The sequence below is a fragment of the Microbacterium sp. NPDC057741 genome (assembly GCF_042798735.1).
GTDB lineage: Bacteria > Actinomycetota > Actinomycetes > Actinomycetales > Microbacteriaceae > Microbacterium.
Genome location: NZ_JBHVJW010000001.1, coordinates 1 through 15,366 on the forward strand (window position 1 = coordinate 1; position 15,366 = coordinate 15,366).

Sequence of the window (15,366 nt, forward strand, 5' to 3'; positions counted from 1 at the left end):
GCCCGGTCACATTCCGAACCCGGAAGCTAAGCCTCACAGCGCCGATGGTACTGCAGGGGGGACCCTGTGGGAGAGTAGGACACCGCCGAACTCCTCTTAGGTAAGATGGCCACCCATTGTTGGGTGGCCATCTTGCGTTAACAAGCCTCTACAGGGAGTCAGAATGTCGGAAGAACAGCACCACCGTCGCGAGGACGGGGATTCGTCGCGCTCTGGCTCCTCGAACGGCAAGAACCGCTCGTACTCCGACGCGGCCGGCCGTGCGCCACGCTCGGGCAGCGGCTCGAGCAGAGATGACCGCAACGGTTCTGGTGATCGGGGCTCTCGCGGTAGCGAGCGTTCACAGGGCGACCGTCCGTACCGGAGCGACCGGAGTGATCGGCCTCAGGGTGATCGCTCCTACCGGCGCGATGACTCGCGTGGCGGTGACCGTCCGTATCGGAACGACCGCGGGCAGGGCGGCGATCGTCCGTACCGCAGCAATGACCGTCCGCAGGGTGACCGTGCGTACAAGCGCGACGACTCCCGCGGCGGTGACCGTCCGTACCGGAACGACCGCGGGCAGGGCGGCGACCGTCCGTACCGCAGCAATGACCGTCCGCAGGGCGACCGATCTTACCGCAGCAATGACCGTCCGCAGGGTGACCGTCCGTACCGGAACGACCGCGGGCAGGGCGGCGACCGTCCTTACCGCTCCAACGACCGTCCGCAGGGTGACCGCCCCTACAAGCGCGACGAGTCCCGCGGCGGCGACCGCCCGTACCGGAACGATCGCGGGCAGGGCGGCGATCGTCCGTACCGTAGCAATGACCGTCCGCAGGGCGATCGTCCGTACCGTAGCAATGACCGTCCGCAGGGCGATCGTCCGTACCGTAGCAATGACCGTCCGCAGGGCGATCGTCCGTACCGCAGCAATGACCGTCCGCACGGCGATCGTCCGTACCGCAGCAATGACCGCCCGCAGGGCGACCGCCCCTACCGGAACGACCGCGGGCAGGGCGGCGACCGTCCTTACCGCTCCAACGACCGTCCGCAGGGCGATCGCCCCTACCGCTCCAATGATCGTCCGCAGGGCGACCGTCCGTACAAGCGCGACGACTCCCGCGGCGGCGACCGCCCCTATCGGAACGACCGCCCGCAGCGTGATGACCGCGGCCGTGACGGCGACCGCCGGTCGCACACCCCCCAGCGAGGCGGCGCCGAGCGCGAGTACAACCCGTATGCCCCGGTGCGTGAGCGTGTTCCCGAGCCGCAGCTTCCCGACGAGATCACGCCGCGCGACCTGCATCCCGCCGCGCGCAACGAGCTGAAGACCCTCAGCATGGAGAATGCCGAGCGGGTGGCGCGCCACCTCGCGATGTCGGCCCGGCTGATCGACGAGGACCCGCAGCTCGCCCACGAGCACGCCCTCGCCGCCTCGCGCCGCGCCGGTCGCATCCCGGTGGTGCGCGAGTCGGTCGCGATCACGGCATACGCCATCGGCGACTTCGCTCTGGCGCTCCGCGAGCTGCGCACCTACCGCCGCATCTCCGGCCGTGAGGACCAGATCGCACTGATCGTCGACAGCGAGCGCGGTGTCGGCCGTCCCGACCGGGCTCTGGAAGAGGGCCGCGGCGTCGACCGCTCCGCCCTTCCGACCGAGGTGCGCGTCGCTCTCGCAATCGCCATGTCGGGCGCCCGCATGGATCGTGGTGAGCTCGAACTCGCTCTCGGTGAGCTGGAGATTCCCGAACTCGATCCCGACCGCGCCTTCGAGTGGAGTCCTGCGCTGTTCGCGGCGCGCGCTGCCGTGCTCGAGGATCTGGGCCGGACAGATGAAGCGGAGTTCTGGGCCGAGCGCGCCGAGACCGCGGCTGACGCCATCAACGCGGCATCCGCGGAACACGACGAGATCATCGTCGAGGACGGGCTGATCGAGGACTTCGACGACGAGTACGACGAGGATGCTGCGGGCGAGACCGATGACGCGATCTCGGACGTCGAGGACGCCTCAGCCGAGTTCGACGACGCTGCCGCGCAGGTCGACGAAGCCGCACTGGCGACCGACGACGCTGACGCTGACGCTGACGCTGACGCTGACGCTGACGCTGACGCTGACGCTGACGCTGACGCTGACGCTGACGCTGACGCTGACGCTGACGCCGACGCCGACGCTGACGCCGACGGCGAGCTCGCCGACGCCGACGCCCCGGCGCCCAAGGCCGACGATGTCGCCGCGGAGGTCGCTGAGATCCTCGTCGAGGCCGGTGTTGACGAGCCCGCCGACGAGGGCAAGGCCTGATGGGCCTGTTCCGCAGGTCCGCTCCCGCATCCACTACTCCGCTCGACGGCCGTGATGCCGTGCTGGCTGACCTGGACGGCGTCGTGTATGCCGGGCCGGGCCCGCTTCCCCACGCCGTGGAGAGCCTGAACCGCGCGTCAGTCAGCGCCCGCCTCGGATACATCACCAACAACGCGTCCCGGACGGATGCGAATGTCGCGGCGCATCTGCGCGACCTCGGTCTCGATGTGCGTCCGGAAGACGTGGTCACGAGTCCTCAGGCCGCGATGCGGCTGCTCACGACCATGGTGCCGGCGCCCGCGACGATCTTGATCGTCGGCGGAGAGGGACTCGTCGTCGAAGCGGAGAAGGCCGGCTACACGGTCACCCGCAGCGCCGAGGACGCGCCGAGCGCCGTCGTGCAGGGCTTCGCCCCCGAGGTCGCCTGGACCGATCTCGCGGAGGCGGCGTTCGCGCTGAAGGTCCCGGAGGACGAGGGCGGCATCCCATGGATCTCGACCAACACCGACTGGACGATCCCGCGCGAGCGCGGCGTCGCCCCGGGCAACGGCACACTCGTCTCCGCAGTGCACACCGCGATCGGCCGTCTGTCGACGGTCGCCGGCAAGCCCGAGACCCCGATCTTCGAGGAGGCGCTCGCCCGCTTCGGTGCGAGCAGCGCACTGTTCCTCGGTGACCGTCTCGACACCGACATCCTCGGCGCGAACCGTGCAGGCATCGACTCGGCACTTGTGCTCACCGGCATCGACCGGCCGAAGCACGTGCTCGCGGCACCCGAGGGATCGCGGCCGACGTACATCCTCAGCGACCTGCGCGAATTGCACGAGCCGTATCCCGAGACCGTGCAGAAGGACGGTGCGTTCCATGTGAACGGCGCCGCAGTGCGGGTGGCGGGCGCGAATGTCGAGATCCTCGCCGAGGGCGAGCGACAGATCGACCTGCTGCGCGCCGGGGCTGCGGCGATCTGGGGGAGCGGCGCGGCGATCTACGTCTTCGAGGTGCCAGAGCGCCTGTACGCCGACCCGTTCCACCGTCCCTGACTCTGCACACTTCCGAGCGGCGCCGGTTCGGCGTCCGTCGCCCGCGTTAGGGTGGGGACATGCACGATCCCGCCGAGCAGCACCGGTCTGACGAGCCTGCCGACGCGCTCTGGAGCAGACTCCGTCTGATCGAGAGTCAACCGCTGAGTGATCGTGCCGACGCGTACTCCGCACTGCACGGCGAACTCATGAAGCGACTCGACAGCGCTCCGAAGTCCGAGCAGCGGCCGAGCCCCGCCGGGGAACGGTGACGCGCCTCGACGCGGCGCTGGCCGCACGAGGACTGGCGCGTTCACGCTCGCATGCCGCCACCTTGATCAGCGAGGGGCGAGTGCGCATCGACGGGCGTCCCGTCGTGAAGCCGTCCACCCCCGTCTCAGATGACGCCGAGCTCTCCGTCGACGGCGGGGATGAGTACGTGAGCCGCGGGGCGCACAAGCTCATCGCCGCACTCGACGGCTTCGGCATCCCGGTGGACGGCCGGCTCGCTCTCGACATGGGTGCCTCCACCGGAGGGTTCACCCAGGTGCTCCGCGAGCGGGGTGCACGTCGGGTGCTCGCCGTCGACGTCGGGCACGATCAGCTCGCGGCGCCCGTCGCCGCCGACCCCGGCGTGACCTCCGTCGAGGGGTTCAACGTGCGGTACATGACGCCGGAGAACCTTGCCGAGGCGACGGGCGAGACAGCAGCCCCCGATCTCGTGACTGGCGACCTGTCGTTCATCTCCCTCGGGCATGTCCTCCCCGCGGTCGCGCAGGTCGCGGCGCCCGGCGCCGACATCGTGCTGCTCGTCAAACCGCAGTTCGAGGTGGGGCGCACCGCCGTGCGCGGCGGGCTGGTCACCGACCCGACGACACGCGTCGACGCGGTCGAGCGCACCGCCTGGGATGCCTGGGACGCCGGGCTCGGCATCCGCGGCATCCTGCCCTCGCCGATCCTCGGCACGCACGGCAACGCGGAGTATCTCGTGCACCTCGGCGCGGGCGGCGACGATCCGACACAATGGACGAAGCGCATCGCGGAACTGGCAGGAGGACGATGAACGAGCGGAACATCCTGGTCGTCGCTCACGCGCACCGGGAGGACACTGTCGCCGCTGCCATGCGCGTGATCGAGGCGCTGCGCGACGCCGGTGCGCGTCCCGTGCTCGCCGCGGAGGACCACGAGGAGCTCATCGCCGTCGATCCGCGGTTCGCGGAGGTCGCCGCGATCGGAGCCGACATCGGCGTGAACGACCTCGAGCTCGCGATCGTGCTCGGTGGTGACGGCACCATCCTGCGGGCCGCGGAGCTGGTGCGCGGCTCGGATGCCCCGGTGCTCGGCATCAACATGGGCCACGTCGGCTTCCTCGCCGAGATCGAGCGCGACGACATGGACGACGCCGTGCGCCGTGTGATCGATCGCGACTACGAGGTCGAGGAGCGTCTCGCGCTGTCGGTGCGCGTGAAGGATGCCGCCGGCCAGGTCGTCTACGACACCTGGGCGCTGAACGAGGCGACCGTCGAGAAAGCCAGCCGCGAGCGCATGATCGAGGTCGTCGTCGAGATCGACGGACGCCCCCTCACCAGCTACGGATGCGACGGCATGGTGGTCTCCACACCCACCGGCTCCACGGCCTACAACTTCTCCGCGGGCGGCCCTGTGATCTGGCCCGGCGTCGAGGCGATCGCCGTCGTGCCGCTCTCCGCGCATGCGCTGTTCGCGCGGGCGCTCGTGGTCAGCCCGCAGGCATCCGTCGCGATCGAGATGCTGGAGTCGACCTCGGGAACCGGCATCCTGTGGTGCGACGGACGCCGATCGCACGAGCTGCCGCCGGGGGCACGCGTCGTCGTGCGCCGATCGTCCAGGCCGGTGCGCCTGGCGCGGCTGCATCCGATCCCGTTCACCGACCGGCTGGTGCGCAAGTTCCGGCTGCCGGTCGCCGGATGGCGGGGAGGCAGCCGATGATCGAGGAGATGCGCATCCGCGGCCTCGGCGTCATCGACGACGCCGTGCTGCCGCTCGGCCCCGGGTTCACCGCGATCACGGGCGAGACCGGCGCGGGCAAGACCATGGTCGTCACCGGCCTGGGGCTGCTGCTCGGGGCCAGGGCAGACTCCGGCGCGGTGCGTGCCGGAGCGGCGCAGGCCTCCGTCGCCGGCGTGTGGATCGTGCCGCCGGACGGTGCGGTCGCCGACATCGTCGCGGATGCCGGGGGAGATCTCGAACCGGCCGGCGACGCAGCCGAGCTGTATGTGTCGCGCAGCCTGAGCGCCGAGGGGCGCAGCCGCGCGAGCGTCGGAGGGCGTGCTGCACCGGCGGGCGTGCTGTCATCGCTCGCCGAGCAGCTCGTCGTCGTGCACGGCCAGTCCGACCAGCTGCGGCTGCGCTCAGCCGCCGCGCAGCGCGACGCCCTTGACCGCTTCGGCGGCGACGCGATCGCCGACGCCCTGAACACCTACGGCGCGGTGTTCGCGCGCTGGCGCGCGCTGGACGCGGAGATCACCGACCTGACGGAGAACCGCGCCCGCCGTGCCGAGGAGGCCGCCCGGCTGCGCGAGGACCTCGCACAGATCGATGCCCTCGACCCGCAGCCCGGCGAGGATCGTGAGCTGAACGAGCGTGCGGAGCGACTCGCGAACGCCGAGGAGCTGCGGGTAGCGGCATCCGTCGCCCGCGGAGCGATCTCGAGCGAAGAGGGCGAAGCGGATGTCTCCGCGCTGCTCTCCGAGGCACGACGCGCGCTCGAGCGTGTGACCGACCCGCAGCTCAGCGAGATCGGGGCGGCGCTCGAGGACCTCGGCTACCGCGCCGCGGACCTCGCCCTGCAACTGTCCGCTTACCTGGCAGACCTCGACGAGACCGGACCGCACGAGCTCGCCGCAGTCGAAGAGCGTCGTGCCGCTCTGGGCGCGCTGATCCGGCAGCACGGCTCTCTCGACGAGGCTCTCGCGCTGTGGGAGAGCGGCTCTGCTCGCCTGTCCGAGCTCGACGACGACGGCGACCGGATCGAGCGTCTGCAGGCCGAGGCGACACAGGCGCGCGCCGACGTGGACGCCGCGGCCGACGCCCTGACCGGACTGCGCACCGCAGCCGCCGAACGCCTCTCCGCCGCGGTCAGCGAGGAGCTGCACGCCCTGGCCATGCCCGACGCACGTCTGGTCGTCGAGGTCGCGCCCGGCACCGAGAGCACGCACGGCCGTGACGACGTGGCGATCCTGCTCGCCCCGCACCCCGGCGCCGATCCGCGCCCGGTGTCGAAGGGCGCGTCGGGCGGCGAGCTCTCCCGTGTCATGCTCGCGATCGAGGTCGTGATCGCCGGGGTCGACCCTGTGCCGACCTTCGTCTTCGACGAGGTGGATGCCGGAATCGGCGGCGCTGCCGCCATCGAGGTCGGCCGCCGCCTGGCTCGGCTCGCCGAGCGCGCACAGGTCATCGCGGTCACGCATCTGGCCCAGGTGGCCGCCTTCGCGTCGAACCACCTCACCGTCGTGAAGGCCTCGGGCGGCGCGGTCACCGCCTCCAGCGTCCGCCGCCTCGACGGTGCGGAGCGCGAGGGGGAGATGGCGCGACTGCTGTCCGGCCTGCCCGACTCCGACGCCGCGCTCACCCACGCTCGGGAACTTCTCGGTCTGAGCACCGCACCGAACTGATAGGATAAAAGCCCGTGATGCAGAACTCAGCCGCGCGGTCCGACGACACCTCTTTCACCACGAAGCACATCTTCGTGACGGGCGGTGTCGTTTCCTCATTGGGCAAGGGGCTGACCGCCGCCAGCCTGGGCAATCTCCTCACTGCGCGCGGTCTGCGCGTCGTGATGCAGAAGCTCGATCCCTATCTCAACGTCGACCCCGGCACGATGAACCCGTTCCAGCACGGCGAGGTCTTCGTGACCGACGACGGCGCCGAGACCGACCTCGACATCGGCCACTACGAGCGCTTCCTCGACATCAACCTGTCACAGGCCGCGAACGTGACCACCGGCCAGATCTACTCGCAGGTGATCGCGCGCGAGCGCCGTGGCGAGTACCTCGGCGACACCGTGCAGGTCATCCCGCACATCACAGACGAGATCAAGCGCCGCATGCGCCTGCAGGCCACTGAGGAGCCGCAGCCCGACGTGATCATCACCGAGGTGGGCGGCACCGTCGGCGACATCGAGTCGCAGCCGTTCCTCGAGGCGGCACGTCAACTGCGCCACGAGCTCGGCCGCGACAGCGTGTTCTTCGTGCACGTGTCGCTGGTGCCGTTCATGGGCGCCTCGGGCGAGCAGAAGACCAAGCCCACCCAGCACTCGGTCGCGGCCCTCCGCCAGGTCGGTATCCAGCCTGACGCACTGGTGCTGCGCAGCGATCGGCCGGTGAGCGAGAGCAACCTCGCCAAGATCGCGCTCATGTGCGACGTCGACGCCGAGGGCGTCGTGAACACCGTCGACCTGCCGAGCATCTACGACATCCCTTCGACGCTGAACGACCAGGGCCTCGACTCCTACATCGTGCGTCGGCTCGGCCTCGCGCAGAAGGCCGCCGACGTGGACTGGTCGCGCTGGCAGAAGGTGCTGCAGGCGGTGCACAACCCCAAGCACGAGGTCACGATCGGTCTTGTCGGCAAGTACATCGACCTGCCCGACGCGTACCTCTCGGTGACCGAGGCGCTGCGCGCCGGCGGCTTCGCCCACGAGGCGCACGTGAACATCCGCTGGATTCCCTCGGACTCGTGCGAGACGCCCGAGGGCGCTGCGAAGGCGCTCTCCGACCTCGACGGCATCTGCGTGCCCGGCGGCTTCGGCATCCGCGGCATCGAGGGCAAGCTGGGCGCGCTGAAGTTCGCCCGCGAGCAGGGCATCCCCACGCTCGGCCTGTGCCTCGGCCTGCAGTGCATGGTCATCGAGTACGCCCGCGACGTGGCCGGCATCGCCGGCGCGTCGTCGAGCGAGTTCGACCCCGAGACCGCCGAGCCCGTCATCGCGACGATGGCCGAGCAGGTCGAGATCCTCGACGGCGGCGACCTGGGCGGCACGATGCGCCTCGGCCTGTACAAGGCAGCCCTCGCCGACGGGTCGCTCGCTGCGGAGCTCTACGGCTCCGATGAGGCGTCCGAGCGGCACCGTCACCGTTACGAGGTCAACAACGCATACCGCGGCCGCCTGGCCGACGCCGGCCTGGTGTTCTCGGGTCTGAACCCCGAGCTCGACCTCGTCGAGTACGTCGAGCTGCCGCGTGACGTGCACCCGTTCTACATCGCCACCCAGGCGCACCCCGAGTTGCGCTCGCGCCCGACCTCGCCGCACCCGCTGTTCCGCGGTCTGATCGGCGCGGCCATCGAGCGCCACCGCTCGAGCGAGCTGTTCGGCGATGACGAGGCCTGATCCGTCCTCCCGTCTTTCCGCGGGTCCTGAGCGTCCTTCGTCTCGCTTCGCCCGCTCAGGATCCGAGGAGCTGGCGGACGGTGCCCGCTCAGGATCCGAGGAGCTGGCGGACGGTGCCCGCTCAGGATCCGAGGAGCTGGCGGACGGTGCCCGCTCAGGATCCGCGGACCTGGCGGACGGTGCCCGCTCAGGATCCGAGGAGCTGAGGGACGAGCCCTTCGCGCCCGAGGTGCTGCAGAGCGACCTCGTGTACGAGGGGCGCGTCTGGGACGTGCACTCCGATCGGGTGCGCTACGGCGACGGTGAGATCGTGCGGCAGTACGTCGCGCACACCGGCGCAGTGGCCGTCGTCGCGCTCGACGATGAGGACCGCGTGCTGCTGATCCAGCAGTACCGGCATCCGATCCGGCACCGTGACTGGGAGCTGCCCGCGGGCCTGCTCGACGTCGCGGGCGAGGAGCCGCTCGCGGCCGCGAAGCGCGAGCTCGCCGAAGAGGCCGACCTCACGGCTGAGAACTGGCAGCACCTGGTGTCGTCCTGGACGACGCCGGGCGGAAACGACGAGATGATCCACATCTTCCTCGCCACCGGGGTCGCGCGCGCCGCGCAGGCGCACGACCGCGAGGACGAGGAGGCCGACATCCGCGTCGCCTGGGTCCCGCTGTCGGATGCTGCAGACGCGGTGCTCGCCGGACAGATGCACAACGGCATCCTGCAGATCGGCGTGCTCGCGGCCGAGCGGATGCTGCGCCGGCAGGAATCCGCCGGGCAGTAGCCGTGCAGCTAGACCGCGCGATCGACACGTACCTGCGGCACGTCACGATCGAGCGCGGCCTGTCGGAGCACACGGTCGCCGCGTACCGGCGCGACCTCACGGGCTACCGGGAGTGGCTGGGCGCGCAGGGCGTCGGCGACACGGCCGAGATCACCCCCGCCGTCGTACAGGCGTTCGTCGCCGACCGCGCCGGGGCGGAGCCGCCGCCGGCCGCGACCAGCCTGGCCCGGCTGCAGTCCTCAGTGCGCAGCTGGCATCGCTTCCTCGCCCGTGAGGAGATCGAGCAGGACGACCCCACCGGTCGGATCCGACCGCCGAAGATGCCGCGCCGGCTGCCCAAGGCGCTCACGATCGATCAGGTCGAGCGCCTGCTGGGGGCGCCGAGCTCGGAGGAACCGCTCGGCATCAGGGACCGTGCGCTGCTGGAGCTGCTCTACGCCACCGGTGCCCGCATCTCCGAGGCAGTCTCCCTCGATGTCGACGACCTCGCCCACGGCGACGTGCTGCGCCTTCGCGGCAAGGGCGACAAGGAGCGGATCGTTCCGCTCGGCTCGTACGCGCGCTCCGCCGTGGACGCCTACCTGACCAGGGTGCGTCCTGAGCTGGCGGCCAAGGGTCGGGCGTCCGCTCGGCTGTTCCTCGGCGCGCGCGGCGCGCCGCTCTCGCGGCAGAGCGCCTGGCTGATCATCCGCTCGGCCGCCGAGCGGGCGCAGATCGCGGCTGAGGTGTCTCCGCACACCCTGCGGCACTCCTTCGCCACCCACCTCCTGCAGGGCGGCGCCGACGTGCGCGTCGTGCAGGAGCTGCTCGGCCACGCGTCGGTGGCGACGACGCAGATCTACACGCATGTCTCGGTCGACACCCTGCGCGACGTCTACGCGACCTCGCATCCGAGGGCGCGCTGAGGCCGTGCGCGCCGATCTGGGCGCGCCGGGATGAGCGGGTCGAGCCGTATCGATACAATCGACCGAGCACGACGAGCAGGAGACCCGGTGGCGAAGCAGACCAAGGACGACATCCCTATGGGACCGACCGGTCGTCCCTACCACGGCTTCGACATCCCGGCACCACTCGCCTCGCACGGTCCGGCGCGCATCATCGCGCTGTGCAACCAGAAGGGCGGCGTGGGCAAGACCACGACGTCGATCAACCTCGCGGCGGCACTGGCCGAGTACGGCCGCAAGGTGCTCGCGGTCGACTTCGACCCGCAGGGCGCGCTGTCGGCGGGCCTTGGTATCCCGACGCACGACATCCCCACGATCTACGACCTGCTCCTCGACACCAAGCGCGATGCGCACGAGGTGATCGTGCACTCCGACGTCGACAACCTCGACGTCCTGCCGGCCAACATCGACCTGTCCGCCGCCGAGGTGCACCTGGTCAACGAGGTCGCCCGCGAGACGATCCTCTCGCGGGTGCTGCGCCAGGTCGCCGGCGAGTACGACGTCATCCTCATCGACTGCCAGCCCTCGCTCGGCCTGCTCACCGTCAACGCGCTGACCGCCGCTCACGGCGTGCTCATCCCGCTCGAGTGCGAGTTCTTCGCGCTGCGCGGCGTCGCCCTGCTGATCGAGACCATCGACAAGGTGCGCGACCGGCTGAACCCGGCCATCGAGCTCGACGGCGTGCTCGCGACCATGTACGACCCGCGCACGCTGCACTCCCGCGAGGTGCTGGAGCGCGTCGTTGAGGCGTTCGGCGACGACGTGCTCGAGACCGTGATCGGCCGCACCGTGAAGTTCCCCGACGCATCGGTGTCGGGCGTCCCCATCACCGAGTTCGCGCCCGAGCATCCCGCCGCACAGGCGTACCTGCGACTGGCGCGGGAGCTTGTGTCCCGTGGTGCCGTCGCCTGAGGATCTTCAGAATCAGGATGCCGAGGGATCCGGCTTCCGGGTCTCGCTATCGAACTTCGACGGACCCTTCGACCTGCTGCTGAACCTGATCTCGCAGCATCAGCTCGACATCACCGAGGTCTCGCTGAGCAAGGTCACCGACGAGTTCATCTCGTACCTGAAGGATCTCGACGGCGATGACGAGCTCGATCAGGCATCCGAGTTCCTCGTCGTCGCGGCGACCCTGCTCGACATGAAAGTGGCAGGTCTGCTGCCGCAGGGCGAGCTGGTCGACGCCGAGTCCGTCGCGCTGCTCGAGGCGCGCGACCTGCTCTTCGCGCGCCTGCTGCAGTACCGGGCCTTCAAGGAGGTCTCGGCGTGGTTCTCGCGGTGCCTGCAGCGCGAGGAGCGTCGGCACATGCGCGCGGTGCCCATCGAGGAGAAGCACCGCAAGAAGACGCCTGAACTGGTGTGGACGCTCAGCAAGGACGACTTCGCCGCGCTCGCGCTGCTGGCGTTCGCCCCGAAGGAGATCCCGTCGGTGGGGCTCGACCACCTGCACGCGCCGCTGGTCAGCATCCGCGAGCAGGCGGCGATCGTGGTGACGCTGCTGCGCAGCGCCGAGGCACTGACGTTCCGCGAGTTGGTCGCGGGCTCCACCGAGCCGGGGGTCGTCGTGGCGCGGTTCATCTCGGTGCTCGAGCTGTACCGGCACGCCGCGCTGTCCTTCGAGCAGCTGGAGCCTCTGGGCGAGCTGACGCTGCGGTGGTCCGCCGAGAGCTGGTCCGACGAGATGCTGGCGACGTTGGGAGCCGACTATGACCGATGAAGTGCGCGAGACAGATGACATCTCCATGATCGAAGAGGTTCTGGAGACGCCGCTGACCGAGCGTCTGGAGGCGATCCTGCTGATCGTCGACCAGCCGATCGGGCTGGTCGCACTGGCGGCCGCCGTCGGTTCGCCGGTGCCGGCCGTGCGGCAGGCTCTCGAGACGCTCGTGGACGACTACGACGGTCGCGGCGCCGGACCCCGGCGCGGGTTCGAACTGCGCGAGGTCGGCGGCGGGTGGCGGATGTACGCGCGCGACGACCATGACGACCTGATCGCGGAGTTCATCGGCGGTCAGGCTCCGGCACGGCTGTCACAGGCTGCGCTGGAGACGCTCGCCGTCATCGCGTACAAGCAGCCGGTCACCCGCGGGCAGGTGGCGTCCATCCGTGCGGTGAACGTCGACTCCGTGGTGCGAACGCTGCTCGCGCGCGGCCTCATCACCGAGATGTTCGCCGACTCCGAGACCGGCGCCATCAACTACGGCACCACCGACCAGCTGCTGCAGAACCTCGGCATCAACTCGCTCGACGAGCTGCCGCCGATCTCACCGCTGCTCGACGACGGTGCAGACGGATTCGACGAAGGAATTGGCTCATGACTGACGAAGCACCTGAGGGCATCCGCCTGCAGAAGGCCCTGGCGAACGCGGGCGTCGCCTCGCGGCGTGTGGTCGAGCAGTACATCGTGGAGGGGCGCATCCGCGTGAACGGGCGCACGGTCACCGAGCTCGGCACGCGCATCGACCCCGAGAACGACCTCATCGACGTGGACGGCACCGCCGTGCAGCTCGACGTCTCGAAGCGCTACGTGATGCTGAACAAGCCCACCGGCGTCGTCAGCTCGATGAAGGACGAGAAGGGTCGCCCCGATCTGCGCCGCTTCACCGGCGAGTACGAGGAGCGGCTGTACAACGTCGGACGGCTGGACGCCGAGACCAGCGGCCTGCTGATCCTCACCAACGACGGCGAACTCGCTCACGTGCTCGCGCACCCGTCGTTCGGGGTCACGAAGGTGTACATCGCCAAGGTGGAGGGACTGGTCACGGCGCAGACCATCGCGAGACTCACCAAGGGGTTCGAGCTCGAGGACGGCTTCATCAAGGCCGACAAGGCACGGCTTCTGGACACCTCGCGCGCAGGCGGCGGCTCCAGCATGGTCGAGCTCACGCTGCACTCCGGACGCAACCGCATCGTCCGCAGGATGATGGCCGAGGTGGGGCATCCCGTCATCGACCTGGTGCGCCGGCAGTTCGGCCCGCTGCACCTGGGAACGCTCCCTGCCGGGAAGAGCCGCGAACTGAGTAAAATCGAACTCGGCGCGCTGTTGACTCTGTCGCGCGAGGGAAGCCCTGCGGATGCCACGCCGGGAGACGTGCAGGAGAAGCAGTGACCGAACCAGGCCATGGTGCCGCGACGCAGTCGCGCGTTTCGGGCACCGTGCGCATCGTCGGCTCAGGCCTGCTCGGTGCCAGCATCGGGCACGCGCTGCGTGCGAAGGGCGTCGACGTCGTCCTCGCCGACGCGTCGCCGGCACAGCTGCGCCTCGCCATCGACTACGGCGCAGGCCGCGCCGCATCCGCCGACGATCGGCCCGCACTGATCGTCGTCGCCGTGCCGCCGGACGTCACGGCCGACGTGATCGAGGCCGAGCTGGCGAGCTTCCCGGATGCTGTGGTGACGGATGTCGCCAGCGTCAAGCTCGAGCCGTACCGCACGCTGCGCGAGCGCGGAGTCGACCTGACCCGTTACATCGGCTCGCATCCGCTCGCCGGGCGCGAGCGCGGCGGCGCGATCTCGGCCAGGGCCGACCTGTTCATCGGACGTCCCTGGGTGGTGTGCCGCGATGAGGAGACCCGCGCGGCCGACCTGTCGCTCGTCGAGGCACTCGCCCTCGACGTGGGGGCGATGCCGCTGGAGATGACCCCCGAGGAGCACGATCGCTCGGTCGCACTGACCTCGCACGTGCCGCAGGTCGTCGCCAGCCTGTTGGCCGCGCGCCTCGCGGACGCCGAGGAGGGCGCGCTGCGCCTGGCCGGGCCCGGCGTGCGCGACACGACCCGCATCGCCGCATCCGCACCTGAGCTGTGGGTGCAGATCCTCGGCGCGAACGCTGCGCCCGTGGTCGACATCCTCGACGCACTCGCTGACGACCTGCGTCACGTCTCCGCCGCACTGCGCGAACCGGATGCCCCGGGCTCGCGCCGCACGATGGCCGACGCGATCCGGCACGGCAACGAGGGCGTCGAAAGACTGCCGGGCAAGCACGGCCAGAACCGCCGATTCGAGCAGCTCGTCGTCATGGTCGACGACACCGCCGGCCAGCTGGGCCGCCTGTTCGGCGAGCTCGGCGAGCTGGAGGTCAACGTGGAGGATCTGCGCCTGGAGCATTCGCCCGGCGCGCAGTTCGGCCTGGCCGAGATCAGTGTCGCTCCCGCGGCGCTGCGCGGCGCGATCGAGGGACTGGAAGCACGCGGATGGCGGATCGCAGGGAGCACGAATGACTGACACCACCCCTACGACGGATGCCGCGAAGTTCATCGCCATCGACGGGCCTGCGGGCTCGGGCAAGTCGAGCGTCTCGAAGGAGATCGCCCGACGCCAGGGCTACGGCTACCTCGACACCGGCGCCGCATACCGGGCGCTGGCCTGGCACGTGCTCGAGCGCGGTGCGGACACCGCCGACGAGCAGGCCGTGCTGGACGCAGCATCCGACTTCCCGCTGGCGCAAGGGCTCGACGCCGACGACCGCCGCGTGGCGGTCGGAGACGTCGACGTGACCGACGCGATCCGCGACCCTCGTGTGTCGGCCGCCGTGAGCGGCGTCGCGCGGGTGCCTGCGGTGCGCCAGCAGGTGAACGAGGTCTTCCGGCGCCTAGTCGCCGAGGCGCCGTATCCGGCCGTCGTCGTCGAGGGCCGTGACATCACGACCGTGGTCGCCCCGGATGCGCCGGTGCGCATCCTGCTGACCGCGGCACCCGAAGTGCGCGCCGCCCGGCGCGCCGCAGAGCTCGGCGGCGAGAACGCCGCCGCTGTCGCGGAGGCGCTGCACAAGCGCGACCGCAGCGACAGCGCGGTGGTGGACTTCCTCACCGCCGCACCCGGGGTGGACGTCGTCGACTCCACCGACCTGGACTACCAGCAGACCGTCGACGCCGTACTCGCGGTGATCGTCGAACGCCGAGGAGAACGAAATGGCTGACCCTACGAACGACTCAGGGCAGACGGAGTACGAGGGCGCGCCCGACCAGCTCGCCGAG

General features: G+C 70.3%; 15 protein-coding genes and 1 rRNA gene. All 16 read left to right on the plus strand.

Annotated elements, in window-relative coordinates; all coding sequences use genetic code 11:
- Nucleotides 1-91: ribosomal RNA gene (rrf, locus tag ACFVDO_RS00005) — 5S ribosomal RNA — on the plus strand; the annotation flags it as partial.
- Between the two features lie 72 nt (nt 92-163).
- The gene (locus ACFVDO_RS00010) at nt 164-2,281 is read left to right on the plus strand and encodes a primosomal protein (protein WP_378886818.1); all 2,118 of its coding nucleotides are present in this window, start codon (nt 164-166) and stop codon (nt 2,279-2,281) included.
- On the plus strand, nt 2,281-3,321 hold the full coding sequence (locus ACFVDO_RS00015) for an HAD-IIA family hydrolase (RefSeq protein ID WP_378858101.1): 1,041 nt from the start codon (nt 2,281-2,283) through the stop codon (nt 3,319-3,321). Before ACFVDO_RS00010 ends, ACFVDO_RS00015 begins: the two co-directional genes overlap by 1 nt.
- A 59-nt stretch (nt 3,322-3,380) precedes the next feature.
- On the plus strand, nt 3,381-3,572 hold the full coding sequence (locus ACFVDO_RS00020; RefSeq protein ID WP_378858100.1) for a hypothetical protein: 192 nt from the start codon (nt 3,381-3,383) through the stop codon (nt 3,570-3,572).
- Nucleotides 3,569-4,363, plus strand: coding sequence for a TlyA family RNA methyltransferase (locus ACFVDO_RS00025; protein ID WP_378858099.1), 795 nt, complete (start codon nt 3,569-3,571; stop codon nt 4,361-4,363). Before ACFVDO_RS00020 ends, ACFVDO_RS00025 begins: the two co-directional genes overlap by 4 nt.
- Nucleotides 4,360-5,268, plus strand: coding sequence for an NAD kinase (locus tag ACFVDO_RS00030; RefSeq protein WP_378858098.1), 909 nt, complete (start codon nt 4,360-4,362; stop codon nt 5,266-5,268). The genes ACFVDO_RS00025 and ACFVDO_RS00030 overlap by 4 nt, the downstream gene beginning before the upstream one ends.
- A complete protein-coding gene (gene recN, locus ACFVDO_RS00035) occupies nt 5,265-6,953 on the plus strand; it encodes a DNA repair protein RecN (protein WP_378858097.1) in 1,689 nt (562 codons plus the stop codon). The genes ACFVDO_RS00030 and recN overlap by 4 nt, the downstream gene beginning before the upstream one ends.
- Nucleotides 6,954-6,970: 17 nt before the next feature.
- The gene (locus tag ACFVDO_RS00040; RefSeq protein ID WP_378858096.1) at nt 6,971-8,668 is read left to right on the plus strand and encodes a CTP synthase; all 1,698 of its coding nucleotides are present in this window, start codon (nt 6,971-6,973) and stop codon (nt 8,666-8,668) included.
- Nucleotides 8,655-9,443 carry an NUDIX domain-containing protein gene (locus ACFVDO_RS00045; protein WP_378858095.1) on the plus strand — a complete coding sequence of 263 codons (789 nt, stop codon included), beginning with the start codon at nt 8,655-8,657 and terminating at the stop codon, nt 9,441-9,443. The genes ACFVDO_RS00040 and ACFVDO_RS00045 overlap by 14 nt, the downstream gene beginning before the upstream one ends.
- 2 nt (nt 9,444-9,445) lie before the next feature.
- Nucleotides 9,446-10,348, plus strand: coding sequence for a site-specific tyrosine recombinase XerD (gene xerD, locus ACFVDO_RS00050; RefSeq protein ID WP_378858094.1), 903 nt, complete (start codon nt 9,446-9,448; stop codon nt 10,346-10,348).
- Nucleotides 10,349-10,465: 117 nt separating this feature from the next.
- Complete coding sequence (locus tag ACFVDO_RS00055) at nt 10,466-11,299, plus strand: ParA family protein (RefSeq protein WP_378858107.1); 834 nt, start codon at nt 10,466-10,468, stop codon at nt 11,297-11,299.
- Nucleotides 11,283-12,107 carry a segregation and condensation protein A gene (locus ACFVDO_RS00060; protein WP_378858093.1) on the plus strand — a complete coding sequence of 275 codons (825 nt, stop codon included), beginning with the start codon at nt 11,283-11,285 and terminating at the stop codon, nt 12,105-12,107. The genes ACFVDO_RS00055 and ACFVDO_RS00060 overlap by 17 nt, the downstream gene beginning before the upstream one ends.
- On the plus strand, nt 12,097-12,708 hold the full coding sequence (gene scpB / locus ACFVDO_RS00065) for an SMC-Scp complex subunit ScpB (protein WP_378858092.1): 612 nt from the start codon (nt 12,097-12,099) through the stop codon (nt 12,706-12,708). The genes ACFVDO_RS00060 and scpB overlap by 11 nt, the downstream gene beginning before the upstream one ends.
- Complete coding sequence (locus ACFVDO_RS00070; protein WP_378858091.1) at nt 12,705-13,499, plus strand: pseudouridine synthase; 795 nt, start codon at nt 12,705-12,707, stop codon at nt 13,497-13,499. The genes scpB and ACFVDO_RS00070 overlap by 4 nt, the downstream gene beginning before the upstream one ends.
- Nucleotides 13,496-14,614: a prephenate dehydrogenase gene (locus ACFVDO_RS00075; RefSeq protein ID WP_378858090.1), complete on the plus strand. Its 1,119-nt coding sequence runs from the start codon at nt 13,496-13,498 to the stop codon at nt 14,612-14,614. Before ACFVDO_RS00070 ends, ACFVDO_RS00075 begins: the two co-directional genes overlap by 4 nt.
- On the plus strand, nt 14,607-15,308 hold the full coding sequence (gene cmk / locus ACFVDO_RS00080; protein WP_378858089.1) for a (d)CMP kinase: 702 nt from the start codon (nt 14,607-14,609) through the stop codon (nt 15,306-15,308). Before ACFVDO_RS00075 ends, cmk begins: the two co-directional genes overlap by 8 nt.
- Nucleotides 15,309-15,366 lie beyond the last annotated feature (58 nt).